Origin of the sequence: Actinomadura soli (genome assembly GCF_005889715.1) — a bacterium.
GTDB classification, from domain to species: Bacteria; Actinomycetota; Actinomycetes; order Streptosporangiales; family Streptosporangiaceae; genus Spirillospora; species Spirillospora soli.
The window spans coordinates 1-26,316 of record NZ_VCKW01000117.1 but is presented as its reverse complement, the minus strand read 5'-3'; the positions used below and the strand labels follow the sequence as shown (position 1 = coordinate 26,316).

Here is a 26,316-nt window from a genome sequence, read left to right as displayed (position 1 = left end):
GTTGTCTTAGGGTCTCGTGGGCTCGGAGATGTGTATACGAGACAGCCCCGGAGGGGACGGCGTCGAGGTCAGGCCGTCCCCGCGGGGTGGTCAGGAACCGTTCACGCCGAGGCCCCTGGCGACGCGGTCGCCGAGGTCCTTGTCAACGTTGCGCCAGTACTCGACGACGCGCGGCTTCATGTCGCCGGTCACCTCGGGCGCGTTCGCGTGGATCAGGATGTTGTGGACCATGTGGTCGCGGTCGACGTCCGAGAGGACCTTCTCCCACAGCGTGCGGGCCTGGCCGTAGTCGTCGTCCTCGCGGTGCAGCGTGTAGGCGCTGCGGACGATCTCGCCCGCTACCCCGTAGGTGTCGCCCGTCCACAGCGCGGGGTCGGCCACGGGCCCGCCCACCGAGTTCGGCGCGTACACCGGGTCACCGGAGTTGTAGTACGCCATGCCGCCGTCCTTGTTGTAGGTGTGGACGGGTGCCTTCGGGCGGTTGACCGGCAGTTGCAGGTAGTTGGGGCCGATCCGGTAGCGGTGGGTGTCCGGGTAGGAGAACAGCCGGCCCTGCAGCATCTTGTCCGGGGACGCGCCGATGCCGGGCACGAGGTTGGCGGGCTCGAAGGCGGCCTGCTCGATCTCGGCGAAGTAGTTCTCCGGGTTCCGGTTCAGCGTCCACCGGCCGATGGTGATCGGCGGGTAGTCCGCGTGCGGCCAGACCTTGGTGAGGTCGAACGGGTTGAACCGGTAGTCGGCGGCGTCCTCGAACGGCATGATCTGGACCTGCACCGTCCAGGACGGGTGGTCGCCGCGCTTGATCGCCTCGTACAGGTCGCGGATGTGGACGTCCGGGTCCTGCGCGTCGGCCTCTTCGGCGGTGAAGTTCCTGATGCCCTGCTCGGTCTTGAAGTGGTACTTGACCCAGAACTTCTCGCCAGCGGCGTTGTACCAGAGGAACGTGTGCGAGCCGTACCCGTTCATGTGCCGCCAGGACGCGGGCGTCCCGCGGTCGGTCATCAGGAGCGACACCTGGTGGGCGGACTCGGGCGACAGCGTCCAGAAGTCCCACTGCATGTTGTTGTCGCGCAGGTGGTTGTCGGCGCGGCGCTTCTGCGAGTGGATGAAGTCGGAGAACTTCTGCGGGTCGCGGATGAAGAAGATCGGCGTGTTGTTGCCGACGAGGTCGTAGTTGCCCTCGTCGGTGTAGAACTTGATCGCGAAGCCGCGCGGGTCGCGTCCGGCGTCGGCGCTGCCGAGTTCCCCGGCGACGCTGCTGAACCGCACGAGCGACTCGGTGCGGGCGCCCTTCTGGAAGAGGCTCGCCCGCGTGTACTGGCTGACGTCCTCGGTGATCTCCAGGACGCCGTACGCGCCGCCGCCCTTGGCGTGGACGACCCGTTCGGGGACGCGCTCGCGGTTGAAGTGCGCCATCTTCTGGATCAGGTAGTGGTCCTGCAGCAGCAGCGGGCCGTTCGGGCCCACGGACTGCGAATGGGCGTCGCTCGGCGCGGGGATTCCGGCGTCGGTGGTGGTCGTCGGCCTGTCGGACATGGGCGCGGTTCCTCCTGGCTCCGTCGGTGCTTCGTCGCCGCTCCGGCGGTGATGCGTCGACTACAAACTTGAATGATTCAAGATAATGAATCCTACATCTTTAGTCGAGGTGCTCGCCGCCCGTGTCATGCTGGGGCGTCCGATGACGGAGGTCCGTGGCGGGCCGGGGCGGAGGTGACGCGATGGGCATGCGGGGGAAGGCGGTCGCTGCGGCGGCCGTGGCGGGGGCGATGGCGCTGACCGCGGCGGCGTGCGGCGGCTCCGATGGCCCTGGCGCGGAGGGCGCGACATCGTCACCGAGCGGGAAGGCGTCCTCGGGCGGGACGCGTCCGGCGCCACCCGCCAAGGAGCCGATCATCCTGGCGTTCGGCGGCGACACGCACTTCGAGGGCCAGTTGCGGTCCCGGCTCGGCGATCCGGAGAACGCGCTCGGACCGGTCGCGAAGCAGCTGCGCGCCGCCGACCTCGCCATGATCAACCTGGAGACGGCGATCACCACGGGCGGCGGGACCCCCGCGCCCAAGTCGTTCACCTTCCGTGCGCCGCCGTCCGCGTTCAAGGCGCTGCAGGGGTCCGGCGTGGACGTCGTGTCCATGGCCAACAACCACGGCATGGACTACATGGAGGGCGGCCTCCTCGACTCCCTGGCCGCCATCAAGCGCAGCGGGTTCCCGGTCGTCGGGATCGGCAAGAACGCGGACGCCGCCTTCCGCCCCTACCGCGTCACGGTGAAGGGCAACAAACTCGCCATCGTCGGAGCGACTCAGGTACTGGACGACAACCTGATCCAGGCGTGGACGGCCACCGACACCAAGGGCGGGCTTGCGTCGGCCAAGGACATCCCCCGGATGGTGCAGGCGGTGAAGGAGGCGCGCAAGGGCTCGGACGTCGTCATCGTCCACCTGCACTGGGGCGCGGAACTGCAGCCCTGCCCGCTGCCACGCCAGCAGGAACTCGCCAAACAGCTCGTCGCGGCAGGCGCCGACATCATCGTCGGCGGTCACGCGCACATTCCCCTGGGCGGCGGCTACCTGGACGGGTCGTACGTCCATTACGGCATGGGCAACTTCGTGTTCTACTCCGCGAACGGCAAGACCGCCGAGTCCGGGGTGCTGCTCCTGAAGGTGGAGAACGGCAAGGTCACCAAGGACAAGTGGGCGCCCGCCAGGATCTCCGGTGGCCTCCCGATCCCGCTGAAGGGCGCGGCGGCGGCGTCCGCCGTCAAGCGGTGGAACGGGCTGCGCGAGTGCACCGGGCTGCAGGCGCGTCCGTCCTGAGCCTGTTGATCCGTCTTGCTGACCCGTCTTTGTGGATCCGTCCTTGCTGATCCGTCCTTGGGCTGGACTCTCCCATTGTGGGAGGGATGAGGGTGGCTCCTGTGAGCGATGATCTCCTGCCGATCGGGCGGTTCGCGCGGCTGTGCCGGCTGAGCGTCAAGCAGCTCCGGCACTACGACGACCTCGGGCTGCTCGCCCCGGCGTGGACGGACCCGGCGTCCGGCTACCGGTACTACCGGCCCGGCCAGGCGCGGAACGCGCTGCTGATCGGCCTGCTGCGGGCGATGGACGTGCCGCTGCCGGCCGTGGCGCGCGTCCTGTCCGGGGACGAGGGCGACGCCCTCAAGGAGGCGAGCGCCCTCAAGGAGGCGCGCGACCGGATCGAGGCCGATGTCGCCCGGCGGCGGCGCGGCCTGCGGCTCCTGGACCGCGTGGTCGCCGAGGGGCTGCCGCGGGCCGAGGTGTCGATCGTCCAGGAGCCGGCGCGCCGCGTCTTCACGGCGCGCGAGCCCGCGACCCCGGCGACGATCCCGGACGCGACCGCCGCCTGCGTGGGCCGCCTCCTGCCCCGGATGTCGCCGGACGGCCTGCTCATCGGGCTGTTCCCGCTGGACATGGACGAGGAGTTCGACGTCCGCGTGGTCGTCCAGGCGGCGGACGGTGACGACGTCCTGCCCGGTGGTTCGTTCGCGTCGGCCGTCCATGTCGGTCCGTACGAGGAGATTCCGCTCACGGTCCATGGCGTGCTCGCGTGGTTCGGCGACTACGGGCACACGCCCGCCGGGCCCGTCCGCGAGGTGTACCTCAACGACCCCGCGACCACGCCGCCCGAGCACCTGGGGACCAAGGTGCAGATCAGAGTGGAGGACGTCCAGTGAGCTGGTACGAGGCGGCCGAAGAGCCGGAGCTGGTGGAGCACGGGCGCGTGTCCGGGCTGGCGGTGACAGGCCGTGGTGAGCCGGGCGGCGCCGCCTACAGCGAGAGCGTCGGCGCGCTGTACGCGGTCATGGGTGCGCTCAGTGCGCCCATGGTGCCGTTGGAGGGATTCTGGTGGGTCGAGGACGAGCGTTCGCCGTTCGACGTGCCGCGCGACCAATGGTGGTGGCATCTGTTCCTCCGCCTCCCGGACGGCATCGAGTCGGTCGACCAGGCGCGTGAGGACGTCCGGGCGAAAGTGCCTGCGGCTGCGCGCGTCCAGCACGTCACGGTCGCGGAGGGGCGTTGCGTGCAGATGCTGCATCGCGGGGCGTACGCGGATGAGCCCGCGTCCCTCGCCCGCATGTACGCGTTGATGAAGGACGAAGGCGTGGCGCCGAACGGCCTGCATCATGAGATCTACCTGTCCGACCCCAGCGAGACCGACCCGGAGCGGATGCGCACGATCTTGCGCCAGCCCGTGCGGTAGCCGTATTGGACGGCCCGTCTCAGTGGCGTAGTTTCACGAGAAACGACGCGACGGGCGGACGGGCAGGCGAGGTCCATGCGAGACCAGCGGGTGAGGTCGGGCGAGATCCGGCTGGCGGTGCGGGTGCGGGGCGAGGGGCATCGGCCGACGGTCGTCCTCGTGCACGGCTACCCGGACACCGGCGCGATGTGGGACGAGGTCGCCGAACGCCTCGCCGGACGGTTCCGCGTCGTCGCGTACGACGTGCGCGGGGCCGGGGCGTCCAGCAGCCCGTCCGACCCGCTCGACTACCGGCTGGACGCGCTCATGGGCGACCTCGAAGCCGTCCTGGACGGTGTTGGCGCGGACGAGCCCGTCCACCTGGTCGGGCACGACTGGGGGTCGGTGCAGGGCTGGGAGGCCGTCATCGGTGACCGGTTGCGGGGCCGCATCGCCTCGTTCACGTCGATCTCCGGCCCGGACCGGCGGCATATGGCCCGCTGGGCCAGGCGGGCCGTCCGGTCCGGGCCGCGCGGCGTCGTCGAGGTCCTCGACCAGGCGCGGCGCAGCGTCTACATGCCGGTCCTGATGGCGCCCAAGATCGGCGAGCTCGCGGCCCGCCTGCTCGCCGCGGGGTTCCCGCGACTGATAGCGCGGCGGGAGGGCGCCGACCCGCGCTCCGGCCACCCGGCCGCCACCCGGCCGGCCGACGCCCGCAACGGCCTCGGCCTGTACCGAGCGAACATGACCCGCCGCCGTCCCGCCCGATACGGCGGCGGCCGCTACGGTGGCGCCCCGCCCGGTGACGCCCGTCTCGGTGGCGGCCGCTCGGGTGCTGGCCGCTCGGGTGGGGGCCGTGCTGGTGGTGCCCGTTCTGGCGTCGCTCGGACGGACGGTGAGGGGCGGACGGACGTGCCCGTCCAGCTCATCATCCCGATCAAGGACCGGTACGGGTCCCAGTCGTTGCTGCTGTCCGCGCGCGGGCCGGTGTCCCGCCTGTACGTGCGGCGCGCACCGGCAGGGCACTGGGTGGCGCGCAGCCATCCCGACCTCGTCGCCCGCTGGATCAGCGAGTTCGCCGAGCACATCGACGGCGGGCCGGAGACGCCCGCCCTCACCCGCGCACGCGCGGCGGGCGCACCCGGCAAGCACTCCGGCGGACGCTAGGCCGTGGTGGAGGTCCGGTTCAGGGTCTGGGTGGGGGTCTCTCCGAAGCGCTGCCGGTAGTGGGCGGCGAAGCGGCTCATGTGGACGTACCCGGCGGCCTCGGCGACGTCCGTGATCGTGCGCGGGCCGGGCGGTGCCGCGAGGAGGGCTGCGCGGGCGTGGTCGAGCCGTATCCCGCGCACGAGCCGGGTGGGCGTCAGACCCCATTCGTCCTGGCAGATGGCCTGGAGCTGCCGGACGCCGATGCCCGCCGCCGCCGCGATGTCGGTGACGCCGATCGGCTGCTGGTAGTGCGCCTCGACCCATTCGCGGATGACGCCGGCGAGATGGTGCGAGGGGCGCTCCTCGGGCTCCGCGAGGCTCGCCGTCGCGGTGTGCGGCAGGCCGAGCAGGATGGCGGTGAGCAGCGACTCCTCAAGGCTGCGCTCCGCCAGCGGGTGGAGGCCGCCGGCCGCCGTCGCATGGTCGAGGACGCCGCACACGTGCCGCCACGTGCGCTCGACGATCGAGGACGGCACGAGGCCCGGTTCGCCGGAACCGTAGAACCGCAGCGGTGAGGTGTGCTCGCGGCCGAGATGGCGGGCCAGATGGTCGGTGAGACGTCCGGTGCTGGTCGCGATGACGAGGCAGCCCATCATCGGGGGCGGCGTCATTCGCATCGGCTCGTCATGGGACAGGATGTGGCCGCCGCCCGTCGTGTCCCGACTTTTCGTGACCCGGTACTCGATGTCCATGGGCGCCATCGGCGCGCACATGGCGAAGTGCCCCTCGGTCGGCGGGGTGTCCACGATGACGCCGCCACCGCCGTACCGCACCCAGACGAGATTGATCGCGCCGACGCTGAGGGCGTTGACCTGGCCGTCCAGCGGCACACCGGGCCGGAGGGCCTGAAGGTCGTGGCCGACTGCGTACGGTTCGACCGTGTCGTGTAGGACGTCGATGTCCGTGCTGACGACCCGCCGGTAGGCGGACAGGGGCGGCGGTAGCTCGCGCGTTGTCTCGAGTGAAGTCATGGTCATGTCGGTGGTGATGGTGCCGTTGCGTGACGGTGGGTGCGGATGTGTTCGGCGATGTCTCACCATTCTGCGCGAGCGCGCGATGGTCGCAGGGCAATGTCCGGATATAGCCATGACCGAACACGGTTTGTGATGCGAAGCGCGTCCAGGCCGGGCGTGTTCGGTAGGCGTCGGTCAGCCGGCGTGCTCGGGGCGTGTTCGGGCGGGGACGTGTTCGGTGGGGTGTCTCAGACCGGGATGGCGCCGAGGATGAGCCGGTCGAAGGGTCCCGTGTCATTCGGGCGCGGACCGTGCGTCATCGCGTAGACGACGACCTGGGCGGGGTATCGCCGCTGTTCCCGGGCCCGCAGCGCCAATTCATGGACGACTTCGGCGAGATGGGCGCCGCAGGAAGTGCGTCCGCCCGCCCGGTCTCCGGGAACGGACGTCGTCTCCAGCCGGACGTGAAAGCAGGAGGACCGTCCGCAAAAAGCCATCGAGCACGGCTGCCTGCCGATGAGGGGAAGATAAGCGGGGTCGCTGTGCATCGGTGCCACTTTCGGCGTCACGAAGTCGGCGATGAGCGGGGGATTACCGGGAGGGAGCGAATCGTCACGGGGTGAATCGCCGGGGTGCGAATTCAGTGACCCCTCGGGCAGTAGGGCGTGCACATGTGCGCCTCCATGACTACGTCCGGGGCTGAGTCTCCAATGATGCACCAGCCCCTCCCTCATTTCAACGCGTGCTGGATAGTTCGCCGCGCTCGCCGGTCAGCCATCCTCCTCCCACCTTCTGATGATTTAGCCGAAATACCTAAATGAGGGCGAGTGTGGCGCGTCCGAAATGAGGGGGCCATCACTGCGGGTCCGAAACCCTGCGGAAAGCCAGCACTCGGGGGCGTGGCAGTGTCCGGAGGGCCTGCGTCGTCGGGGCCGGCAGGTGGCGCTGCTCTGCGCGGTGCGGCGTCCACGTAGAGTGGCGGGCATGGTCATGTGGGACGACGACGGACAGCTCCTCGCTGCCGGGCAGAGCACATCATGAACGTCCGCGTCCTCACCTTCAACACGCTGTTCCGCGGCCGTTCACGGGCCCGCTTGAGTGAACTGGCACGGCTCATCGAGGAATCGGACTACGACGTCGTCTGCCTGCAGGAAGTCATCTCACCGCGAAACCTGGCCCACCTGCGACGCGCGGCGAAGTCGTACCCGCACGTCGCGCACGCGGCGACCTTTCCGGTGGTGCGCGGCGGGTTGGTCACGCTTTCGCGTCGGCCGATCACTCGCCGCCATTTCCAATCCTTCACGCCGGTCCGTCCGGCGCGTCTCGAATGGCTGCTGCGCAAAGGCGCCCTGTTCACCCGCGTCCGGCTTCCGAGCGGGTTCCTGACGATCGTGAACACGCACCTTTCCGCGAACATGGACATGGACTGGTCCATGTCCAACGCCTACACCAGGGTCGAGGAATCCGAGCTGCGCGAACTGGCGGCCCTCGTCGGGAAACTCGACGCGGCGGAACCCAAGGTCGTGATGGGCGACTTCAACGTCCCCCGCCCCCACGAGCTGTTCCGGGAGTTCGCGTCCGCCACCGGCTTGCGCGACGCCCTCGACGGCGACACGGCACCCACCTTCCGTCCCGAGTACGCCGTCCTTGAGCCGATCGACCAGGTCCTCGTCACGCCGGGCATCGAGTCCACCACGCGCCTGCTCTTTCAGGACCACGTCCGCCTCGCCGACGGCCATCTCGTCCCCCTGTCCGACCATTACGCCGTGGAGGCGACTCTCACCTTGCCCGCGAGCCACTGATCTACGACTCGGCGTGGCGGCGTGGCGGGGCGGTGGCCTGGAGCCCGCGGGCCGCGTGCCGAGAGCCCCGGCCAAGGCTGCGGCGACCGGGGCTCTCAGGCGGTAGGACGAGTCAGTTGGTGCAGACAGTGCCCGGCTTGGGCAGCGCGCGGTCGATCAGGTAGCGGTTACCGGCGTCCCGGACGCACTGGGACACCAGGAACATGCTGTAGTCGTCGCCTTCCCTGCTGAGGACGACGCTGCCGGGCAGCTGGGAGGCGAGGGCCCGTCCCTCAGAGTGCAGGGCGAGCGCCTGATGCGTGGACTGGACGACCAGCGCGGGCGGCGCGCCCCACACCTTTCCACCGGAATGCACCGGCTTGGCGTCGATCGGCCAGCCGATGCAGCCCGCGTACCTGTTCCAGGAGCTCACCGCGCCGCCGAGATGCGGCGAGATCTCGGCGAGCCGCTTCCGCACCTGGGCGACCTGCTGGAACGTCCGGACGGGACGTGAGGTGTCCAAGCAGGTCGGCACCTGGGCCTGGACGAGATCGAGCGTCCGGTCGGGATTGCGCGTGAACTCGGAGGCGTCGCCCGCCTGCGCCTTGGCGATGGCCTTCGCCAGCGCGGGCCACTGGATGAACGAGACGTTCATGAACTCCTGGGTGGCGACGCGGATGTCCTCACCGGTCAGCGGACGATGGGCGCCACCGGCCACGGGGATGGGGCTTCGGTCCGCGCGGGCGACGAGGGTGTCGTATTCGGCGGCGACGTCGCGTCCCCTGAGCACGCAGTCCGGGGAGCCGGTGCACCAGGCGGCGAACCGGTTGAACGACTGCTCCGCCGCCGCGGCCTCGTTGAAGATCCGGCGGAGGGGTGAGCCGGTGTCGTCCAGCGCGGTGTCCAGGAACATGGTGCGCAGCCGTCCGGGGAACAGGTCGGCGTAGGTGCGTCCGAGAAGGTTGCTGTACAGGATCCCGTACCAGTTGAGCTGCCGCTCCCCGAGGCCCTCGCGAACCGCCTCGAAGTCACGGGCGACGCTGGTGATGTCGACGTTGGCCATCAGGTCGCCGTTCTGGCGGATGCAGCCTCGCGCGAGGGCGCGGTTGTGGGTGACGAGCGTCTGGAACGCCTGCCGGTCCTTCGGGAAGTAGCTGACGCCCGCCGGCCTGAGCGGTTCGGCGCAGCGGATGGGAGTGCTGCGCCCGACCCCGCGCGGATCCAGGGCGACGAGGTCGAACCGCTTCGTCATGTCCCCGGCGATGCGCGGGAGTCCGGTCCGCATCGCCAGCCTGAGCTGCTCGATCGCGGACCGTCCGACACCGTTGTTGAGCATCAGGGTGCCGACGCGTCGCGCCTGATCATCGGCCGGACGGCGGACGAGCGCCAGTTCGAGCCGCGCACCGCCCGGTTCGGACCAGTCGACCGGGACTCGCATCGTCCCGCACCGCATCCCCTGGAACTCGGTCTCGGTGCACGCCCGCCACTCGATCCGCCCGAACGGCTGCCCCAACGCCTTCCCACCGGACGTGTTCCGGCTCGTCGCGGTCGGGTCGGACGCGGTCGGGTCGGACGCGTTGCCGCCGGTCGTGGTCGCGGTTGCGGTCCGGACGGGCGCGGCGAGTGCCGGCGTGATCATCATCGCCCCGGCCGCCACGGCGGCGGTGAGCGTCCATGCCGTCCGTCGTGTTGCTCTGCTCATGTCCAGCACTCCTCGTGGCCGGCTTCAACCAGCGCGATAGGCAGTTACTTTCGTTATAACCTCTAACAAGAATGAGGGAGCTACAGTGCCGCGTCAAGAGGGCGGCCGGAGAGCGCGTCCGGAAGTCATATCGTCACTGGTAGCTGTGCTGTGTTGAGCAGGGCTGGGCTGACGGAAGGGGCGGTGACATGGCGGAGATCGCGGCGTCTCCCCGCGAGCGGTACCGGGCGCAGGTGCGCGCGGAGGTCAAGGATCGTGCCTGGGAGCAGATCGCCACGGCGGGCGCGTCCGCGCTGTCCCTCAACGCGATCGCCAAGCAGATGGGGATGAGCGGCCCGGCGCTCTACCGCTACTTCGCCAACCGCGACGAGCTGATCACCGAACTGATCAGGGACGCCTACCGCAGCCTGGCCGACGCCTTCCACGCCACCGCCGAAGGAGGCACCGATCTCGCGGGCCTGGCCCACACCGTCCGCCGGTGGGCGCTCGACGTCCCCCACCGCTACTTCCTCATCTACGGGACGCCCATCCCCGGATACCACGCCCCGCCCGACACCGCCAAGATCGCCGGGGAGCTGATGGCGATCATGCTCGACGCCTGCCCGCCCGTGACGGCGGACGACATCGTCCCCGTCGCGCACCTCGATACGAACCTCGACGAGCACGCGCATTGGGGCCTTTCCCACCCCGCGCCGGTGCGGCGACGCGCCCTGACCTTCTGGACGCGCCTGCACGGCGTGCTCTCCCTGGAACTCGCCGGTCACTTCACCGGAATGGAGTTCGACCCCGCCCTCCTGTACGAGGCCGAGGTGGAGAGCCTGCGGCGCTGACCGGCCTGACAGCTCAGCCGGGTTTGCGGGCTTCGATGAGGAACCGGGACGAATGGGCGACGAACACGCCGTCCTCGCGGATCTGCTCGTGCAGGCGCCGCAGGTGGTCGCGGTACACGTCGACGGAGAAGCCCGGGACGATCCAGATCACCTTGCGCAGGAAGTAGACGACCGCGCCGATGTCGAAGAACTCCATGCGCAGCCGTTCGAGGCGCAGGTCCTTGATTTCGAGACCGGCGGCCTCGGCGTCGGCGGCTTCGATGTCCGGATGGCGTTTCTGCCGTGCTTCGGGCTGCGGCCCGAGAAAGTACTCGGTCAGCTCGAAAACGCTGGCCGGACCGACGTGCTGCGCGAAGTACGTACCGCCGGGGGCCAGGACGCGGGCGATTTCCGTCCACCAGACCGTGGCGGGGTGACGGCTGACGACCAGGTCGAACGCCTCGTCGGCGAATGGCAGCGGCGGCTCGTCGGGATCGGCGACCACCACGACGCCCCTCGGATGCAGCAGCCGCGTGGCCTTGTCGACGTTCGGCGGCCAGGATTCCGTGGCCGCCATGGTGGGCGGGAACCGGTCAGCACCCGCCAGCACTTCACCGCCACCGGTCTGGACGTCCAGTGCCGCGCCGGCCGTGGCGAGCCGTTCGCTCATCAGCCGCTGATATCCCCAGGACGGGCGCTGTTCCGTCGCGCGGCCGTCCAGCCAGGAGAAATCCCAGCCGGTCACGGAGGCCGATCCGGCCTCCGCGATCAGGTCCTCGAACGTGCGGTCCATGATCCCATTGTCGCGGCGGGCGCCCCGGACTTGAGCTGACCTCCTGTACGGCGTTGAACCGGCACCACTCCAACGAGGAGCGCCGGGCGTCCCCGGCACTGGGGTGTTCGGGGTGTTGGCCGTCCTGGGTATCGCACTGGCTGCCGCGCGCGGCCACTGTCGGGCCGCGTAAATCGGCGTCGGCGACGGGTGGAGAAATCGGGGTCGGATTCCTGTCACACCCGTTCGACCGGGTCCGTCATTGGGGTGGACGGCCGGCGCGGAGGGCGTCGGCTCGAAGGGCGAGGAGAGAACGACGATGCAAGCACGGATGAAGAACCCGGCCTATGTCCTGCCCGCCGCGACGAAGGGGATCGGCGGTTTTATCCAGGCGATCAACGAGGGCGGGATCTCCCATGAGCTCCAGGAACTGGTCGCGTTGCGCGCGAGCCAGATCAATGGATGCAGCGCTTGCGTGCAGGCCCATGTCCACAACCTGACCAAAGCGGGTGAGACGACCGAACGGATTGCGACCGTCGCCGCCTGGCGTGAGGCGCCTTTCTTCACGGACGCCGAAAGGGCGGCGCTGGAACTGGCCGAGCGCGTGACCCGCCTCGCCGACCGGTCCGCGGATTCGGTGCCGGACGCACTGTGGGACGAGGTCGCCGACGCCTTCGACGAGAAGCAGTTGTCAGCACTCATCCTCGTGATCGGCCTGACGAATCTGTTCAACCGGCTCAACACCACCATCCGGGAACCCGCCGGGACGACGTGGGGCTGACCGCCTCAGCGCGGGCTAACTCCCGGGCTCAGCCTGGATTCGATTTCCATCAGGAGCTCCAGCGCCGCCTCGTCCTCGGTCAGGGCGATCGCGGCGCTGACGGCCGCGGCCGCATCTCCGCCGGTCAGCCAGCTGATGACCTGCTGGTACGGGTCTGACGAGGTGTCCCAGAACGCGTTGGCCAGGCGTGGTCGCCCTCGCCGCCAGGTCAGTTCCCCGGTGACGAACTCGTGCAATTCGCGGACGGCGGGCTCGGACATCAACGCGCTGCCCCACTCGTCCAGCCAAGGGGCCATGTCGGCATTCACGCCAGCGAGCGCGCAGAGGGCGGAGCCGACGGAGGGACGAGTGGGGAAGCCGGTGAGAGTCCGGCTCCAGAAGGCGTTCAGGAAGGCGGCGACGGCGTCGCGCTGTGGCCAGTCGTGCCATCCGGCCTGGCCGAATTTGGTGAATACGATCTCGGCGTCCGGCCAGCCGAACGCGTCGTCTGCCGCCAGTTCCAGCAGGCGCGGCGCGAAATAGCGGAAGTCCTCCGGACCGCCCCAGGTGCTCAATGCCTTGGCGGCGTACCGGGCGAGGTCCTCGGCGGCCAGGTCGCGGAGGGGACGGGAGAGCAGCGGCCGTCCTTCATTAGGGCCGACGCAGCAGGGGCACCCGTCCAGATTCACGGGATGTGGGACGTTCGCGAACGCGGCATAGAGATCCTCGACCACTGGCACGCGGGCTTTCTCAGCCATTGCGAGATCGTCCCATCCTCGGCCATTGCGGGATCGTCCCATCGGAACGGTTCCGGACGCTAACCGCCGAGCGTCCGGAACTCGGTGATGGTGACCTTCTGCTTCGGCGGGCCGTCGCCCGGTCCCGTGACCGGGCTGTCCCCGGCCCCCGCCCCCGCCTTCGCCACTTTGTCGACGATCTCCAGGCCGGACGTGACCCTGCCGAAAACGGTGTAGTTGGGCGGCAGGGACAACGCGTCCTCGTAGACGATGAAGAACTGGCCGCCGTTGGTGTTCGGCCCGGCGTTGGCCATGGCGACGGTGCCGCGGGTGTAGCGGGTCCCGGGCGCGATCTCATCCGCGAACTGGTAGGAGGGCCCACCGGTTCCCGTCCCCGACGGGTCGCCGCACTGCAGGACCTTGAGGGACTCGCCCGTTGTCAGGCGATGGCATGGGGCGTTGTCGTAGTACTTCTTGCTCGCGAGGTGGGCGAGTGAGTTCACCGTGCAGGGCGCCTTGGCAGGGTCCAACCGCAATTCCAGCGTGCCGAGGTTGGTCTTGATGGTGGCCCCTTGCGGTTGCGTCGCGGGCACTTGCGATGGCGGCTTCCCTACCTCCTTGACGTTCTCGCCGGTCTTGGACGAGTAGACGCAGGTCCGCGTGGACGAACTCGATTGCGCCACCGCCCCGCCGCTCGTCCCGGCGCCGGGCCCCGTTTTCGTTCCCGTCGCGTTTTCTCTGAGCAGGACCGCTGCGAAGACACCTCCGGTGACCAGAAGGACAGCGGCTGCCGCGCCCGCGACGACCAGAAGCGGGCGTCCTTTCCGTCCAGGCCGTCCAGGCGCCGCCGGATTTGTCGGATGCGGGAACCCAGCGGGAGGCGGAGGCGGCCCGCCGGTCGGCACCGTCCCCTGCCCGTAAGCGCCGAACGGACCACCGCCGAACGGACCACCGCCAAACGGAGGCGCGCCGGACGGAGGCGCGCCCAGCCAAGGCTGTCCAGGCATGTGCGCGAGAGGTGGATCGACCGCCAATGGGGGCGGTGCGAGAGGCGGCGATCGGATCGCGGCGGCCGAGGTGCCTTCCGCGAGCAGGTTCGCGCGCGCATCCGGGCTCGCGCTGACGTCCGGGGCCGCGTCCGACTCCAGGGCCGCGTCCGAATCCGTATCCGGCTCTGCGTCTCCGTCCGAGGGGCCGTCTTGGGCTCCGTCCGGGGCGGGGCTTGGGGGCTGGGTCGCGACGCCGTTCACTATCGGCCGGTTGCCGAGCAGCCGTTGCAGGACCTGCAGGGCGGTCGGGCGGGCCGCCGGGTCCTTGGCCAGGCAGGACGCGACGAGGGCGTGCAGCTCCCCAGTCAGCGTGCCCAACTGCGGCTCCCCGTGCAGGACGCGCTGCATGATGGCCGCCACATTGTCGCTGCCGAACGGTGGGACGCCGTTCGCGGCAAAGGCGATCGTGCACGCCCACGCGAACATGTCCAGGGGAGCGCCGCCCGTCAGGCCCGCCACCTGCTCCGGCGCCATGAAGGCCGGTGTGCCGACCGCGCCGGTCATGGTGGCCGAGGTGGCGTCCAGCGGACGGGCGATGCCGAAGTCGATGACCCTCGGGCCGTCCTCGCCGAGCAGCACGTTGGCGGGTTTGAAGTCGCGGTGGACGACGCCCGCCTCATGGATCGCGGCGAGCGCGGTGGCGGTGCCGATGGCCAGCCTGACCAGCTCGCCGCTGGCCGCCACACCCCGCTCGGTGATGTGCTCGCGCAGCGACGGCCCGTCGATGAACTCGCTGACGATGTACGGGACGTCCTCGTCCGTCCCGGCGGCGAGGATGCGGGCGGTACAGAACGGGGCGACCCGCCGGGCCGCGGACAGCTCCCGCTCGAAGAGCGTCCGGGCCCGATCGTCGTGGCCGATTCCGGCGTGCAGGAGCTTCACCGCGACGCGCTGGCCGGTGTCCGACTCGCCCAGGAAGACGCTGCCCTGGGCGCCCTCGCCGATCCGTGCCGTCAGCCGGTACCCGGCGACCTCGCGGGGATCGTTCGAGCGCAGCGGACGAGAGTCGGGCATTCAGGACCTCCACGGCGGAAGCGGCGAGAGCAGATTATCGACAAGCCGCCGATCGCCGCGTACGCCCGGTACAACGGACCGGTGCCCGTCGCGGACGCGCCGTCATCGGCTCACGGCGCGTTCAGGACGACGCGGCGATGAAGTCGCGATACCAGCCGTATGACCTCTTCGGCGTGCGTTTCTGTGTCTCGTAGTCGACGTGGACGAGGCCGAAACGCGGATGGTAGCCCTCCGACCATTCGAAGTTATCGAGAAGCGACCACGCGTAGTAGCCGCGGATGTCGATGCCCTCGTCGATGGCGGTTCGCATGGCCTTGATGTGGGCGTCCAGGAATTCGATGCGGGACGAGTCGTCCACGATGCCGTCGGTGCCGATCTCGTCCGGGAACGAACAGCCGTTCTCGGTGATGTAGAGCGGCGGAAGCGAGTACCGCGAATGGAGGCTCCGCAGCAGGGACAGGAAGGCGTCCGGGACGATCGGCCAGCCCATCCCCGTCACCGGATATTCGGTGATGTCGGTGATATCGAACGGCAGCGGGCCTTCGTCCGCCTTCTTGAGCCGCGTCGGCTGGTAGTAGTTGACGCCCAGGAAATCGATGGGCGACGCGATGACGGTGAGGTCCTCGGAACGGACGAACGACGCGTCCGCCATGACCTCGGGATAACGGCCGAGAAGGACGGGATCGGTGAACAGCCGGTTCATGAACGCGTCGAAAGCGTCCGCGGCCGGCTGGTCGTCGGGAGTCGCGGCCCACGCCGGGGAATAGTGGTTCGTCAGGCCGATCTCGCGGGCGCCGCGTCCCCGCAGGGCGTTGACGGCGAGGCCGTGGCCGAGGAGCTGGTGGTGCGCGGCGGGGAGCGCGTCGAGCATGAGCGTCCGGCCGGGCGCATGAACGCCGAACGCGTAGCCGTAGGCCATGACGACCACGGGCTCGTTCAGAGTTATCCACATTTCCACGCGGTCCGCGAGCCGCTCGGCGGCGAGGTAGGAGAATTCAGCGAACCGGTAGGCGGTGTCGCGGGTCATCCAGCCGCCTGCGTCTTCGAGCGGCTGCGGGAGGTCCCAGTGGTAGAGGGTGGCGGCGGGGGCGATGCCGGCGGCGAGCAGGCCGTCCACCAGGCGGCCGTAGAAGTCGAGGCCCTTCGGGTTCACGGGCCCGCTCCCGGCAGGCTGGACGCGCGGCCACGCGATCGAGAACCGGTACGAGCCGACGCCGAGCCCGCCCATGAGCGCGATGTCCTCCGGCCAGCGGTGGTAGTGGTCGCAGGCGACGTCGCCCGTGTGGCCGTCGCGGACGCGTCCCGGAGTGTGGGCGAAGGTGTCCCAGGTGGACGGTCCCCGCCCGTCCTCGGTCGCCGCGCCTTCGATCTGGTACGCGGCCGTGGCGACGCCCCAGCGGAAGCCGTCCGGAAGCCCCATCGCGTTCCCTCCCCCAACATCCGGAAATGCGAATTACTTTCGGATATTAAGGGCTCGGATGGTGCGCACGGAAGACTCTCATGACCTTGGGGTGGTGAACGGCACGTCGCGCATGCCGGAGCCCGCCGTGTTCGGGTGACAATGGTGGCGTGACCGAGATCCGGACTCCCCTCCGCCGCCGTCCCGCCCAGCGCCGCAGCGCCGAACGCGTCCAGCGAATGCTCGACGCCTGCGCGGACATCCTCGATGAGGACGGCTACGACGGCCTCACCACGACGCGCATCGCGCAGCGCGCCGACGTGGCCATCGGATCGGTGTACCAGTTCTTCCCCGACAAGCGCGCCGTCGCGCAGGCGCTCGCCCTCCGCAACCTGGAGGTGTTCGGGGAGCGGATCTCGGCGCGGCTGGCCGAGGGCGGCTTCGGCGACTGGTCCGACACCGTCGGCGCGATCATCGAGATCTTCGTGGAGATGCACCGGACCGTCCCCGGCTTCCGCGTGCTGCGGTTCGGCGACGTCGCGGACGTCAACCTGCTCGACTCCGACGCCGACAACAACGCGGTGGTCGCCGGGCGGATCCGCCAGATGATCGTGGAGTCGTTCGGCGTCCAGGACACCCAGCGCCTCGCCACCGCGCTCGCCATCGCGGTCGAGGCCGGCGACGCCGTGCTGAAGATGGCGTTCCGCCGCGACCCGGCCGGCGACCCGATGATCGTCGCCGAGGCGGAGCGCCTGATCCACGGCTACCTGGCTTCGCATATCGAGGAGCCCTGACCGCGTCCCGCCATCTGTGGCAGACTCCGCAAAACGCTACAGAACGGGTGAGTTCGCTGGACGAGGAACGGCTTCAAGCACAGAACACGCTGCTGATCCGGCAGCGGGTCCGCCTGATGGTGAACCAGTACGAGGTGCACGCCGAGGCCCCGGACGGCAGCGAGGGCGAACTGCTCGCCTTCGCGCAGCAGAAGCGCCTCGCCTTCAAGGAACAGGTGACCCTCTACGCGGACGACGCCAAGACCCGTCCGATCCTGGGGTTCAAGGCCCGCAAGCGCATCGACCTCGCGTCCGCGTACGACATCACGGACGCGAACGGCCAGCCGATCGGCGTCTTCCGCAAGGACTTCAAGAAGTCGCTGCTCGCCTCGACCTGGCACCTGGAGCAGCCCGGCCTCGGCGTCACGACGGGCAGCGAGCGCAACAAGACCGTCGCGGTCCTGCGCCGCGTCTGGCAGTTCATCCCCTACGTCGACGCCCTCCCGTTCGCCTGGCCGTACCACTTCGACTTCTACGCCGGCGACCAGCTCGTCTTCTCCGTCGTCAAGAAGTTCGGCTTCCGTGACCGCTACGTCGTGGAAATCAAGGACCCCCGCCTAGACCGCCGCCTGATAATCGCCCAGGCAGTAGGCCTGGACGCCCTCCAATCCCGCTAATGGGAGGTGCCGGGTTGGCCTGCGGGGCAGACTCGGTGCCTGGTAGCCGCTGGTGACCAGGTGGCTCCGGTTGTGCTGGCGTTAACCGCTCCCGTTTTGGCGCCGTTCAACTGGCTCCGGTCCTGGCAGGGCTCGGGCGCGTCCGGTTGGGGCGGCGTTCAGGTACTCGGTTTCGCGCAGGCTGGTTGCCTTTGGTCCTGTTGCTGAACGGCTTGGTGCAGTAGCGGGCTGCTGCCTGTGGGCGTAGCGGAGGTGGTGGCTGTCTGGTTGGGCTGGGTTTGTGCAGGTTGGCGGGGTGAGTGGGTGGTTGCGGGTGCTCGCGGACGGGTTGTTCGGGGTGGGGGCGTGTTCCTGCATGGGTCTGGTCCCGCGGGGCTTTACATGTTACGAAGGTGTGTAAAGCCGTGGGCGGAGCACACCAGCGTCGCGCTCGGGCGGCGCACCCCGGAGGAGGATTCTGCGTGAGTTCCTACGACCTCTACGCCACGCCTGTCCCCACGGACACGTGGAACGTCCCCATGGCGGGCGATGCACGGTTCACGTGGGAGTACGACGAGGGCCGCGACCGGCTGCTGAACCTGTACCAGAAGGGCAAGGACAAGCAGTGGGACGCGCAGAAGCGCATCGATTGGGATATTGAGGTCGATCCGGTCAACGTCGCGAGCCTGCCGGAGAACTTCAACCCGCTCTTCGGGTCCGACATCTGGGAGAAGATGTCGCAGAAGGAGCGCGACGAGTTCGGACGGCACCAGGGTTCCTGGCTGTTCAGCCAGTTCCTGCATGGGGAGCAGGGCGCGTTGAACGTCTCGGCGCGCATCGTCCAGTCCGTGCCCGACCTGGACTCCAAGTTCTACGCCGCCACCCAGACGATGGACGAGGCGCGCCATGTCGAGCTGTACACGAAGTTCGTGCACGAGAAGATCGGCATGTACTACCCCATCAACCAGGACCTGGCGAAGCTGCTCGCCGAGTCGCTGGAGGACAGCCGCTGGGATCTGCCCTACCTCGGCATGCAGGTCCTGATCGAGGGGCTGGCCCTCGCCGCGTTCGGCCTGTACCGCGACATGTCGGCGAACCCGCTCGTCAAGCAACTCCTCGCGTACGTGATGCAGGACGAGGCGCGGCACGTGGCGTTCGGACGGCTCGCGCTCAAGGACTACTACGCCGAGCTGACCGACAAGGAGCGCGGCGAGCGCGAGGACTTCGTCGTCGAGGGCTGCTACCTGATGCGCGACCGGTTCAAGGGGCGCGAGATCTTCGAGCAGCTCGACCTGCCGGTCGAGAAATGCATGGAGTTCGTCGACAACTCCGAAATGTACACGCTTTATCAGTCGCTGCTGTTCAGCCGGATCGTCCCATGCGTCCGGGATGTTGGGCTGTGGGGCGCCAAGGTGCAGGCCGCCTATGCGGACATGGGCGTCCTCGACAATGCCAAGGCCGACCTCGAAGCGCTCATGAAGCAGGACGAGGAGATCGCCGAAAAGGTCGACGAGGAGCGGTACGCGGCCGAGCTCGCCGGGCGCAAGGAGGAGGTCGACCAGGCTATCTCCCTCGGCGCGGCCGAATAGCCCGCATCCGGTCGAGCGGGGGCGTCCTTTTCGGGACGCCCCCGCTTCGCATGTCGGGAACTTTGTTGGAACTTGTCGCCATTTGGTGCGCGTGCGGATGTCGGCGGCCGGGTTCAGTAGATCTATATGGCGTTTACCAATTGATTCTCCAATTGGCGGTGGGCGTCCCGGGCGTGTACTAACGTCCCCGCTCGACGGTGCGCCGGATTTGCAGACCGCGCGGGCGCACACCTACACGTGCAGGGTCAATCCGAAATCCCCGGGGGTAAGCATGAATCGATCCGCCAGAAGCCTGCTGAGCGTCTCCGTCCTGGCTCCGGTCGTCGCGGCGTTCGCCGTCGCGGCCGCACCCGCGAACGCCGCGCCCGGTGCGGCCACCACGCTCCTCTACGAGGCGGCCGCCGTGGGCGGGCCCGTCACCGGAGCGCTCCCCGAACCGGTCACGCAGACGGCGGGCCAGACCGCGGAGATGACGACGGGCGCGGTCGACGGCGTCATCGAGGCCGCCCCCACGTCGCCCCGGCTTCGCTCCGCGAGCGCGAAGCGGTGCAAGCTGAACCCGGGCAAGACGGTCAACTCCCACGCCGGGACGAACCTGCCGAACACCCCGCTGTCCATCGGCAAGACCCCGCTGGGCGGGCTTCCCAAGGGCGACTGCCTCCCCGCCGGCCGCCGCGCGGCGACGGAGCCGCTGCCCACCCAGGGCGACCCCCTCACCAGGGTGCCGAAGGCGCTCGTCAAGGACGCCGAGAAGGTCGGCACGGCGTTGCGCCACAGCAGGCTCGGCGGGCTGCCGGGCGTGGACCGCGTGCTCCCGGGCAGCGGGCGCGCCGTCCTCCCCGCCGCGCTTCCGGACGGTCGGTCCGCCGCCCTCTCGGACGCCGCCGCGCACTCGGACGGTCGCCGCGCAGCGGTGCCGAGCGGGCAGCGTGCCGCGATGGCGACGGGTGTCCCGTCCGCGCTCGGCTCCGAGCCGGCCCCCGGGCTGCCGAACCTTCCGCTCTCGCTCGGCTCGACGCGGCCGGGCGGGCTGCCGGTCGGCACGACGCTCTTCCCGGCGGCCGGACGGTACGCGCGGCCGGCTCCGTCCGACGACCTGATCGGCCAGGCGAACGACGCGGTCAACCAGATCGGCGGAGAGATCGACAAGACCGAGAACGGCGTCGGCAGCGTGGTGGAGGTGCTGAAGGCGCGGGACGGCGCCGCGAAGCGGACGGCGGCGGACGGCCCGCTGTCGATGCCGGACGCGTCCGGCATCGGCCTCGGGAAGACCCCCGGGATCGGGCTCCCGAAGGTGCCCGGCCTCGGCTGACGATCATCAGAACGGGGCGTTCCGCGGATGCGACGACATTCGCGGAACGCCCCGTTCCGTTAGCAGGCAAGTGTTTGTTATATGCCCGAGATCACACCTTCTATGAGTAGTAAAGCTGATCTACGAACCCGGCTACCCAACGGAGTTGATCAGCTCCGAAGGGCAAAATATGGGGTGACAAACCCCACAAATGAGGGCTCTGCGGCTTGATTAACCCGCGACACACCGTACGGTCAAGGACTTGTGCGGCGTCTTAGAGATCAAAAGTGAAGATGCCTTTCCCTCGCCGCACCTGCCGGACGCCGGAACCGCGATGATGCGGTAGCGCCTTGAAGATCGGCGCGGAAGCGGGCGAGCGAGCCCGCGGGCGGTGGGGGATTCGGGGACGAGCCACGTCGCCTGAACACGCCGCGAGCACACCGGGCGTCCGGGGTCCTGTCCCCTAACAAAGGACTCCTCTGTGGGTAGCCCTGTCAGGCGTCTTCTACGAGCACGCCTACGCACTACCGTCCTGATCGTCTCCGGCGCCGGTGCCGCCGCCCTCGCAGTGGGCGCGTTCGCCCTCGTCGACGGCGACGAACCAGCCAAATCGGCTTCCGCCGCAGAAACCGCACCGCAGACCACGGCACCGCTGCTGGACCGTCCACGGACCGAACCCACGCGTGCCAGCCGCGGCCAGAGCCGCTCACCGGAACCGTCACCAGAGAAGACGAAGTCTCCGAAGAGCCGGTCTGACAGCAGCGCCGGTCACGTGGCCAAACCTGTGAAGAAGAGGCAGCACAAGGTCGTCGAGACAGGCTCGTGCAAAGCCTCCTACTACTGGGAGGGGCAGATGACCGCCAGCGGCGAGCCCTTCGACCCGAGCGAGCTGACGGCCGCGCACAAGACGCTGCCGATGGGGACCAAGGTCCGCGTGACGAACAAGAACAACGATCGCTCGGTCATCGTCCGCATCAATGACCGCGGCCCGTACGCGGGCGGCCGGTGCCTGGACCTGTCCAAGGCCGCGATGCAGAAGGTCGGCGGCACCGGAGCGGGCGTGATCTCCGTCCGGTACGAGGTCCTGTCCCGGGGCTGATCCCTAGCCAGTTGCACCCGCCCGGCGGGCGTCGGATGGTGCCTGCCGGGCGGCTCTATCGCTTGGCGTGCGCGCGCTCAGCGTGCGCGACCGAGCCCGCACGCGGGCGCTGCGGAAGGCGTCCCCGCGCTCTGGGCTTCGACGTCGGCCTCCTGGGGCTCGACGTCGGCTTCCCGCGTTCCGACGTCGGCTTTCTGTGTTCCGGCGTCGGTGTTCTGGGTTACGGACTCGGTGTCCTGGGTGTTGCTCGACCACGCCCCGTCCCCGCCTGCGAGCGGCTGGGCGCTTGCCGCTTGGGTCTTGTCCGGTTGCGCCTCAGCGTCGGCTTGTGCAGCGTCCGGCTCTTGGACGAGGTCGGCCGTCTGTGCGGCGGCCTGGCTGGGAACGTCCGGCTGCTGGGTCTCGGCTGGGGAGGCGTCCACTTGGTGGACGGCTTGTGGCTGTGCCAGGACCGTGATGCCGCTGACCGGTCGGACGCGGATCGGCTGGGTGTCGACCCTTGCGGTGTCCAAGGGCTCGCTGCCCGTCGGCTGCGGCGCGGCCTGGTGGGAGGCCAGTTCGGCCGGTGCGTCGTCCTCGGGGAGGGGCGTCGGGCAGGCGAGGCGGTCGCGGAACCAGTCGGTGAGGACGCCGTCCACGCGCACGGCCTCGGTGATCGGGGGGCGCGCCTCGGTGCCGGGCTCGGCGGCCAGCGCGTGACCCATGCGGAACGTCGCGGACTCCACCGGTCCGGCGCCGTGGCGTCGCAGCAGGTCGCGCAGGGACGTGATCTCCCGCGCCGGGACGACCCGGTCCTTGGCGCCGCCGATGAGCAGCGTCGCGACGTCCCGTCCGGCGAGGTCGGCGGCGAGGGAACCGAGGTCGAGGCGGTCGGCGAGCGCGGCGGCGGCGTCCGTCCAGGTCCGGTCGCGGCCCGAGCGCTTCTCCACCGCCCGCGCGACCCGCGACGGCGCGACGACCGGGGCGACGAGCGCGAGCGCGCTCACCGGCACGATGCCGCGCGCCACGGCCAGCAGCGCCACGGCGCCGCCCGCGCTGAAGCCCGCCAGCCCAACGGAGCCGCCGGGGTGGTCGGGGTCATCCGGGTCGTCCGGGTCGTTCGGGAGCCCGAGATCGCGGCGGATGTCTGCCAGCGCGGCTGGCAGGCGCTCGACGGCGCTCTCGACCGCCGCGCAGTACGCCTCGATCGTCCCGGTCTCCAGGATCGCGCCCGAGCCGAGCCCGCCGGGTGAGCGGCCGGGCAGGTCGAGGTAGACGCGCCACACCGGCACGCCGGTCATCGGGATGGCCGCGGCGAGCGCGCTCGCCGTCCGGGGCGGATCGAACCCGGGCCAGGCCACGATCAGCCGGGTGGGCCCCGATGCGGTCGCGTCGACGGCGGTCGGGGGCAGTGCGACGTACGCGTCGCCTGCCGCGGTGCCATGGACGGGATGGTTCGTATGGTGGTCGCCGCTCATGTCGATACGTCAGCTCCTGCGATGCTCGACGGGCGGTGCCGGTCGAGCCCAGGGGAGCGCTCCCCTGGGAGCCGGCGCTCCCCCCGCGCGCCCCATGCTTGCAGTGGACGGCGGTCAACACACCGTGAATCGCCGCACGTCGCCCACGAGAGTGATGAAGAACTCACCTGAGGTAACTCCTCTCGAATGTTCGAGTGAGCGTTTGACCATGGGGTTCCGTGATCGTTCCGGTGCCGTTACGGGTGTGGTGCATGTGTCGCCGGCTCTCGTGGCCCGTCCAAGGGAACAATTCCGGCATGGGCCGCGTCGTAGTAGGTCGTGGGCGCCGCGGGGGCGCGCCCTCTGAACGTCCCTCCTGAGGAGTGCCCGTGGACAGGAAGCGCAGCTCGGCCGCCGCAGGTCAGGCCTGGCAGATCTACGCCGAAACCCTGAAGCCCGACGCACCGGGACTCTGGGAACGCGTCCGCGCCGTTCCGCGGATGGTCAAGTCGGTCCTGCGCGGGCAGTACAAGGGCTTGTCCTACGGGACGCTGGGGCTGCTCGCCCTGGGTGTTGTGTACATCATCTCCCCGATCGACGCCGTTCCCGACGTGATTCCCGTCGTGGGGATCGTGGACGACACCGGGCTGGCGCTCTGGATGCTCGCCGTCCTCGTCAGGTCCGCGGGGGATTTCGTGACGTGGGAGCGCAGCGGACGCCCGACCGTCCTCGTTGGCGAGCCCGTCGACTAGCAGCCGGGTTGGCGACGGCGCTTCTGGGCGGGCCTTAGCGTCAGGACGCTGGTGGGCCGAGTTCCTTGGCGAACCGTTCGGCGGCGTCCCGCATGATGGGCACCACGTTCGGGACGGCCTCGCGCGTCATCCGCCCGGACGGCCCGGATACCGAAAGCGCCGTCAAGGCCGGAGCGCCCTGCAGGGGCACCGCTACACAACGAACACCGATTTCCTGCTCCTCGTCGTCCAGTGCGTAGCCCTGTTCGCGGATGCGCTTCAGTTCGGCCAGGAGGGCGTCCGTGTCGGTGATGGTGTTCGGCGTATGCGCGTCCATGCCCGTCCGGGCGAGGATCTCGCGAACCCTCTCGTCCGAGAGTTGCGACAGCAGCGCCTTCCCCACGCCCGTGCAGTGAGGCTGTACGCGCCGTCCCACTTCGGTGAACATCCGCATGGAGTGCTTGGACGGCACCTGCGCGACGTACACGGCCTCATCGCCTTCCAGCACCGCCATGTTGGCCGTCTCGCCTACCGCGTCCACGAGGCGGGACAGGACGGGCTGAGCCCAGGTGCCCAGCAGGCGTCCTGCGCCCTCACCGAGCCGGACGAGGCGCGGGCCCAGGGCGTAACGCTTGGACGGCTCCTGGCGCACGTAACCCTTGTTCACCAGTGTCCGCATCAGGCGGTAGATCGTCGGCATCGGCAGCCCGGAGACCTCCGTGAGCTCGGACAGCGCCATCTCGCCCCCCGCGTCCGCCAGATGTTCGAGCAGATCGAACGCCCGCTCCAGCGAACGGACCGCTTCCGGCACCCGCGTCTCCTCTCCCTCGCGACCCACCCGATTCTACGGAGAGTCGATTTCGCTATGCGAAAGACCGCCTGCCGGTGGGACGACGCACGTTACTCGTGGCCCTGACCTGGCAATAACTGTCGTTGCCCGGCGCCACATCGCCGCCCCCCTGGCAGTCAATACGGACAGGACCAGGAGAGGGGATCGGGTGCGAACGGGGCGCCGAACGACACGCTGGGGTGCGATCGCGGCAAGCGGCGCACTGACCGTACCGTCACTGACGCTCGCCGTGCAGGGCGCTGCAGCGGCGCCAAGCGCTGCGGCGGTGCCAAGCGCTGCCGCCGTACCGGGCGCTGCGGCCGTACCGGTCGCACCGCCGGCGGCCGTCCGGTTGCACATGGACATGACGACTCGCGGTAGCGCAACCGCTGGGCCGGACTATGCGCTGACTTACATCGTCCAGCTGAGTGCTCAGGGTGGGACTGCCCGGGGCGTGGTTTTGCAGCTCACGGCCGACCGTCCGCTGACGTGGACGAAGTATTCGTCCACGTGCACTCGGGCGGTCTTCAGCCAGCGCGTGCGATGCGATCTCGGCGACGTCGGCAAGACAGTGGTTGAACGGACGGCGACCGTCCGGATACCGCGTTCCGTGGTTTCGGGGGCGTCCACCAAGTCCTTGAGTGTTCTCGCGGCGGCGGACGCGGCGAACGCGCCCCAACGATCGATCCGCGCGGTGGTCGGCTTCTCCAACGGCGCGAGTGCGACCACGACCCGTTCGCCAAGGGAAGACAAGCCACGCGGAACCAAGCCCAGCAGCCCCAAACCCAAGCCCGGCAGTGCCAAGCCCAGTGGAGTTAAGCCGAGCGGCGCCAAGCCCAGTGCGGCTAAGCCGAGTGGATATAGGCCCAGTGGGGTTAAGCCTGGGCCGTCCGGTAGTTCGTGTGGGCGTGGCGTGCCTTGTCAGGGTGGGACGCCGACTGGGGGCAACCCAGGTCCTAGCGGTGTTGGCAGTGGCAGGCCGCCGTCCGGCGGATCGAGTGGGGTGCCTGGCCCGGGTGATCCCTCTGGTGCGATCGGAAAGCCCACGGGTGGGCCGTGCAAGACGGGCAAGACGTGTAACGGAGGGACGCCTAGCACGACCGTGAAGCCGTCCGGTACGCCGTGCGGGGGTGGCGTGGGTCATGTGCCTTGTAAGGCTGGGGCGCCCAGTGGCGGCAAGCCGAGGACGAGCGTGCCGTCCGGCGCGGCTGGCAAACCCGGCGAAACCGCATGTAAGGGCGGTACGGCATGCGATGGCGGCAAGGCGCCCGGCGGTGGTGGTGCCAAGCCTCAGGTGACCGGCAAGGCCGACGCCGGAGGCCGCCCGCCGAGCGCCGGAGGCCCGCCGAGCGCCGGAGGTCCGCCCAGTGCGGACGGACCGCCGAGCGCGGGCAGTCCGGCTTGGGGGGATGACGGGCCGGTGTGCGAGCGTGACGGGTCCGGTGAGTGCGTGGCCGGGCTGGAGCCCGAGCCGGGGCCGTTCGGGCCGTCCGGGCCGTCTGGGCCGTCTGGAGGGGGCAGTGGGGCGGG

At 69.6% G+C, this 26,316-nt stretch carries 23 protein-coding genes and 1 pseudogene; 13 read left to right on the top strand and 11 right to left on the bottom strand.

Translation table 11 applies throughout. The features are described from left to right. Positions 1-90 precede the first annotated feature (90 nt). On the bottom strand, positions 91-1,536 hold the full coding sequence (locus ETD83_RS22400; RefSeq protein ID WP_138647107.1) for a catalase: 1,446 nt from the start codon (positions 1,534-1,536) through the stop codon (positions 91-93). A 188-nt stretch (positions 1,537-1,724) separates the two neighbouring features. Here ETD83_RS22400 and ETD83_RS22395 point away from each other — a divergent pair, with 188 nt between their 5' ends. The 4 genes from ETD83_RS22395 (at position 1,725) to ETD83_RS22380 (ending at position 5,364) form a co-directional block, all read left to right on the top strand. After that, positions 1,725-2,813, top strand: coding sequence for a CapA family protein (locus ETD83_RS22395; RefSeq protein ID WP_138647109.1), 1,089 nt, complete (start codon positions 1,725-1,727; stop codon positions 2,811-2,813). A 101-nt stretch (positions 2,814-2,914) separates the two neighbouring features. Next, complete coding sequence (locus tag ETD83_RS22390) at positions 2,915-3,691, top strand: MerR family transcriptional regulator (protein ID WP_138647106.1); 777 nt, start codon at positions 2,915-2,917, stop codon at positions 3,689-3,691. Continuing rightward, complete coding sequence (locus tag ETD83_RS22385) at positions 3,688-4,218, top strand: GyrI-like domain-containing protein (protein WP_138647105.1); 531 nt, start codon at positions 3,688-3,690, stop codon at positions 4,216-4,218. Before ETD83_RS22390 ends, ETD83_RS22385 begins: the two co-directional genes overlap by 4 nt. Positions 4,219-4,293: 75 nt before the next feature. Then, on the top strand, positions 4,294-5,364 hold the full coding sequence (locus ETD83_RS22380; protein ID WP_138647104.1) for an alpha/beta fold hydrolase: 1,071 nt from the start codon (positions 4,294-4,296) through the stop codon (positions 5,362-5,364). On the opposite strand, the gene ETD83_RS22375 is transcribed toward ETD83_RS22380, so the two are convergent. Together ETD83_RS22375 and ETD83_RS22370 are read right to left on the bottom strand one after the other, a co-directional pair. Beyond that, positions 5,361-6,377: an AraC family transcriptional regulator gene (locus ETD83_RS22375; RefSeq protein ID WP_171064374.1), complete on the bottom strand. Its 1,017-nt coding sequence runs from the start codon at positions 6,375-6,377 to the stop codon at positions 5,361-5,363. The two genes, ETD83_RS22380 and ETD83_RS22375, sit on opposite strands and share 4 nt — an antisense overlap. A gap of 230 nt (positions 6,378-6,607) precedes the next feature. Then, a complete protein-coding gene (locus ETD83_RS22370) occupies positions 6,608-6,907 on the bottom strand; it encodes a hypothetical protein (RefSeq protein WP_138647102.1) in 300 nt (99 codons plus the stop codon). A gap of 489 nt (positions 6,908-7,396) precedes the next feature. Between ETD83_RS22370 and ETD83_RS22365 the strand changes: the two genes are divergently transcribed. Continuing rightward, positions 7,397-8,161, top strand: coding sequence for an endonuclease/exonuclease/phosphatase family protein (locus ETD83_RS22365; RefSeq protein WP_138647101.1), 765 nt, complete (start codon positions 7,397-7,399; stop codon positions 8,159-8,161). Between the two features lie 112 nt (positions 8,162-8,273). Here ETD83_RS22365 and ETD83_RS22360 read toward each other — a convergent pair whose 3' ends face one another. Continuing rightward, positions 8,274-9,842: an alpha/beta fold hydrolase gene (locus ETD83_RS22360; protein ID WP_138647100.1), complete on the bottom strand. Its 1,569-nt coding sequence runs from the start codon at positions 9,840-9,842 to the stop codon at positions 8,274-8,276. Between the two features lie 188 nt (positions 9,843-10,030). Here ETD83_RS22360 and ETD83_RS22355 point away from each other — a divergent pair, with 188 nt between their 5' ends. Continuing rightward, positions 10,031-10,672: a TetR/AcrR family transcriptional regulator gene (locus tag ETD83_RS22355; protein ID WP_138647099.1), complete on the top strand. Its 642-nt coding sequence runs from the start codon at positions 10,031-10,033 to the stop codon at positions 10,670-10,672. Positions 10,673-10,685: 13 nt separating this feature from the next. On the opposite strand, the gene ETD83_RS22350 is transcribed toward ETD83_RS22355, so the two are convergent. Beyond that, on the bottom strand, positions 10,686-11,444 hold the full coding sequence (locus ETD83_RS22350) for a class I SAM-dependent methyltransferase (RefSeq protein ID WP_138647098.1): 759 nt from the start codon (positions 11,442-11,444) through the stop codon (positions 10,686-10,688). Positions 11,445-11,742: 298 nt separating this feature from the next. Between ETD83_RS22350 and ETD83_RS22345 the strand changes: the two genes are divergently transcribed. Then, complete coding sequence (locus tag ETD83_RS22345) at positions 11,743-12,204, top strand: carboxymuconolactone decarboxylase family protein (protein WP_138647097.1); 462 nt, start codon at positions 11,743-11,745, stop codon at positions 12,202-12,204. A 5-nt stretch (positions 12,205-12,209) separates the two neighbouring features. On the opposite strand, the gene ETD83_RS22340 is transcribed toward ETD83_RS22345, so the two are convergent. From ETD83_RS22340 to ETD83_RS22330, 3 genes are all read right to left on the bottom strand, one after another. Continuing rightward, on the bottom strand, positions 12,210-12,941 hold the full coding sequence (locus ETD83_RS22340) for a hypothetical protein (RefSeq protein WP_138647096.1): 732 nt from the start codon (positions 12,939-12,941) through the stop codon (positions 12,210-12,212). Positions 12,942-13,000: 59 nt separating this feature from the next. Beyond that, positions 13,001-14,983, bottom strand: coding sequence for a protein kinase domain-containing protein (locus ETD83_RS22335; RefSeq protein ID WP_138647095.1), 1,983 nt, complete (start codon positions 14,981-14,983; stop codon positions 13,001-13,003). Between the two features lie 121 nt (positions 14,984-15,104). Beyond that, complete coding sequence (locus tag ETD83_RS22330; RefSeq protein WP_138647094.1) at positions 15,105-16,403, bottom strand: GH1 family beta-glucosidase; 1,299 nt, start codon at positions 16,401-16,403, stop codon at positions 15,105-15,107. 149 nt (positions 16,404-16,552) lie between these two features. Here ETD83_RS22330 and ETD83_RS22325 point away from each other — a divergent pair, with 149 nt between their 5' ends. The 5 genes from ETD83_RS22325 (at position 16,553) to ETD83_RS44705 (ending at position 21,790) form a co-directional block, all read left to right on the top strand. Continuing rightward, positions 16,553-17,176 (top strand): TetR/AcrR family transcriptional regulator, encoded by a 624-nt coding sequence (locus ETD83_RS22325; protein WP_138647093.1) that lies wholly within the window; start codon positions 16,553-16,555, stop codon positions 17,174-17,176. Positions 17,177-17,223: 47 nt separating this feature from the next. Beyond that, on the top strand, positions 17,224-17,832 hold the full coding sequence (locus ETD83_RS22320; RefSeq protein ID WP_230421089.1) for an LURP-one-related/scramblase family protein: 609 nt from the start codon (positions 17,224-17,226) through the stop codon (positions 17,830-17,832). A 461-nt stretch (positions 17,833-18,293) separates the two neighbouring features. Continuing rightward, entirely contained in the window at positions 18,294-19,400 is a 1,107-nt protein-coding gene (locus ETD83_RS22315) for a ferritin-like domain-containing protein (RefSeq protein ID WP_138647092.1), read from the top strand. Between the two features lie 271 nt (positions 19,401-19,671). After that, positions 19,672-20,712, top strand: coding sequence for a hypothetical protein (locus ETD83_RS22310; protein ID WP_138647091.1), 1,041 nt, complete (start codon positions 19,672-19,674; stop codon positions 20,710-20,712). A 751-nt stretch (positions 20,713-21,463) separates the two neighbouring features. Next, positions 21,464-21,790 (top strand): septal ring lytic transglycosylase RlpA family protein, encoded by a 327-nt coding sequence (locus ETD83_RS44705; RefSeq protein ID WP_230421088.1) that lies wholly within the window; start codon positions 21,464-21,466, stop codon positions 21,788-21,790. 77 nt (positions 21,791-21,867) lie between these two features. Here ETD83_RS44705 and ETD83_RS43810 read toward each other — a convergent pair whose 3' ends face one another. Then, positions 21,868-23,247, bottom strand: a complete 1,380-nt coding sequence (locus tag ETD83_RS43810) for a hypothetical protein (RefSeq protein WP_205717813.1) — start codon at positions 23,245-23,247, stop codon at positions 21,868-21,870. Between the two features lie 368 nt (positions 23,248-23,615). Between ETD83_RS43810 and ETD83_RS22295 the strand changes: the two genes are divergently transcribed. Next, positions 23,616-23,978 carry a YkvA family protein gene (locus tag ETD83_RS22295; protein WP_138647089.1) on the top strand — a complete coding sequence of 121 codons (363 nt, stop codon included), beginning with the start codon at positions 23,616-23,618 and terminating at the stop codon, positions 23,976-23,978. A gap of 40 nt (positions 23,979-24,018) precedes the next feature. Here ETD83_RS22295 and ETD83_RS22290 read toward each other — a convergent pair whose 3' ends face one another. Both ETD83_RS22290 and ETD83_RS43805 read right to left on the bottom strand, forming a co-directional pair. Beyond that, entirely contained in the window at positions 24,019-24,768 is a 750-nt protein-coding gene (locus ETD83_RS22290) for an IclR family transcriptional regulator (protein WP_268920481.1), read from the bottom strand. Between the two features lie 1,308 nt (positions 24,769-26,076). Then, a pseudogene (locus ETD83_RS43805) lies at positions 26,077-26,316 on the bottom strand (hypothetical protein); the annotation flags it as partial.

Excerpts from the sequence above, each read along its gene's own strand:
- ETD83_RS22400 (WP_138647107.1), bottom strand. The coding sequence starts at position 1,536 with ATGTCCGACAGGCCGACGACCACCACCGACGCCGGAATCCCCGCGCCG.
- ETD83_RS22395 (WP_138647109.1), top strand. The coding sequence starts at position 1,725 with ATGCGGGGGAAGGCGGTCGCTGCGGCGGCCGTGGCGGGGGCGATGGCG.
- ETD83_RS22380 (WP_138647104.1), top strand. The coding sequence starts at position 4,294 with ATGCGAGACCAGCGGGTGAGGTCGGGCGAGATCCGGCTGGCGGTGCGG.
- ETD83_RS22375 (WP_171064374.1), bottom strand. The coding sequence starts at position 6,377 with ATGACTTCACTCGAGACAACGCGCGAGCTACCGCCGCCCCTGTCCGCC.
- ETD83_RS22370 (WP_138647102.1), bottom strand. The coding sequence starts at position 6,907 with ATGCACAGCGACCCCGCTTATCTTCCCCTCATCGGCAGGCAGCCGTGC.
- ETD83_RS22365 (WP_138647101.1), top strand. The coding sequence starts at position 7,397 with ATGAACGTCCGCGTCCTCACCTTCAACACGCTGTTCCGCGGCCGTTCA.
- ETD83_RS22360 (WP_138647100.1), bottom strand. The coding sequence starts at position 9,842 with ATGAGCAGAGCAACACGACGGACGGCATGGACGCTCACCGCCGCCGTG.
- ETD83_RS22355 (WP_138647099.1), top strand. The coding sequence starts at position 10,031 with ATGGCGGAGATCGCGGCGTCTCCCCGCGAGCGGTACCGGGCGCAGGTG.
- ETD83_RS22350 (WP_138647098.1), bottom strand. The coding sequence starts at position 11,444 with ATGGACCGCACGTTCGAGGACCTGATCGCGGAGGCCGGATCGGCCTCC.
- ETD83_RS22345 (WP_138647097.1), top strand. The coding sequence starts at position 11,743 with ATGCAAGCACGGATGAAGAACCCGGCCTATGTCCTGCCCGCCGCGACG.
- ETD83_RS22340 (WP_138647096.1), bottom strand. The coding sequence starts at position 12,941 with ATGGCTGAGAAAGCCCGCGTGCCAGTGGTCGAGGATCTCTATGCCGCG.
- ETD83_RS22335 (WP_138647095.1), bottom strand. The coding sequence starts at position 14,983 with ATGCCCGACTCTCGTCCGCTGCGCTCGAACGATCCCCGCGAGGTCGCC.
- ETD83_RS22330 (WP_138647094.1), bottom strand. The coding sequence starts at position 16,403 with ATGGGGCTTCCGGACGGCTTCCGCTGGGGCGTCGCCACGGCCGCGTAC.
- ETD83_RS22310 (WP_138647091.1), top strand. The coding sequence starts at position 19,672 with ATGAATCGATCCGCCAGAAGCCTGCTGAGCGTCTCCGTCCTGGCTCCG.
- ETD83_RS43810 (WP_205717813.1), bottom strand. The coding sequence starts at position 23,247 with ATGAGCGGCGACCACCATACGAACCATCCCGTCCATGGCACCGCGGCA.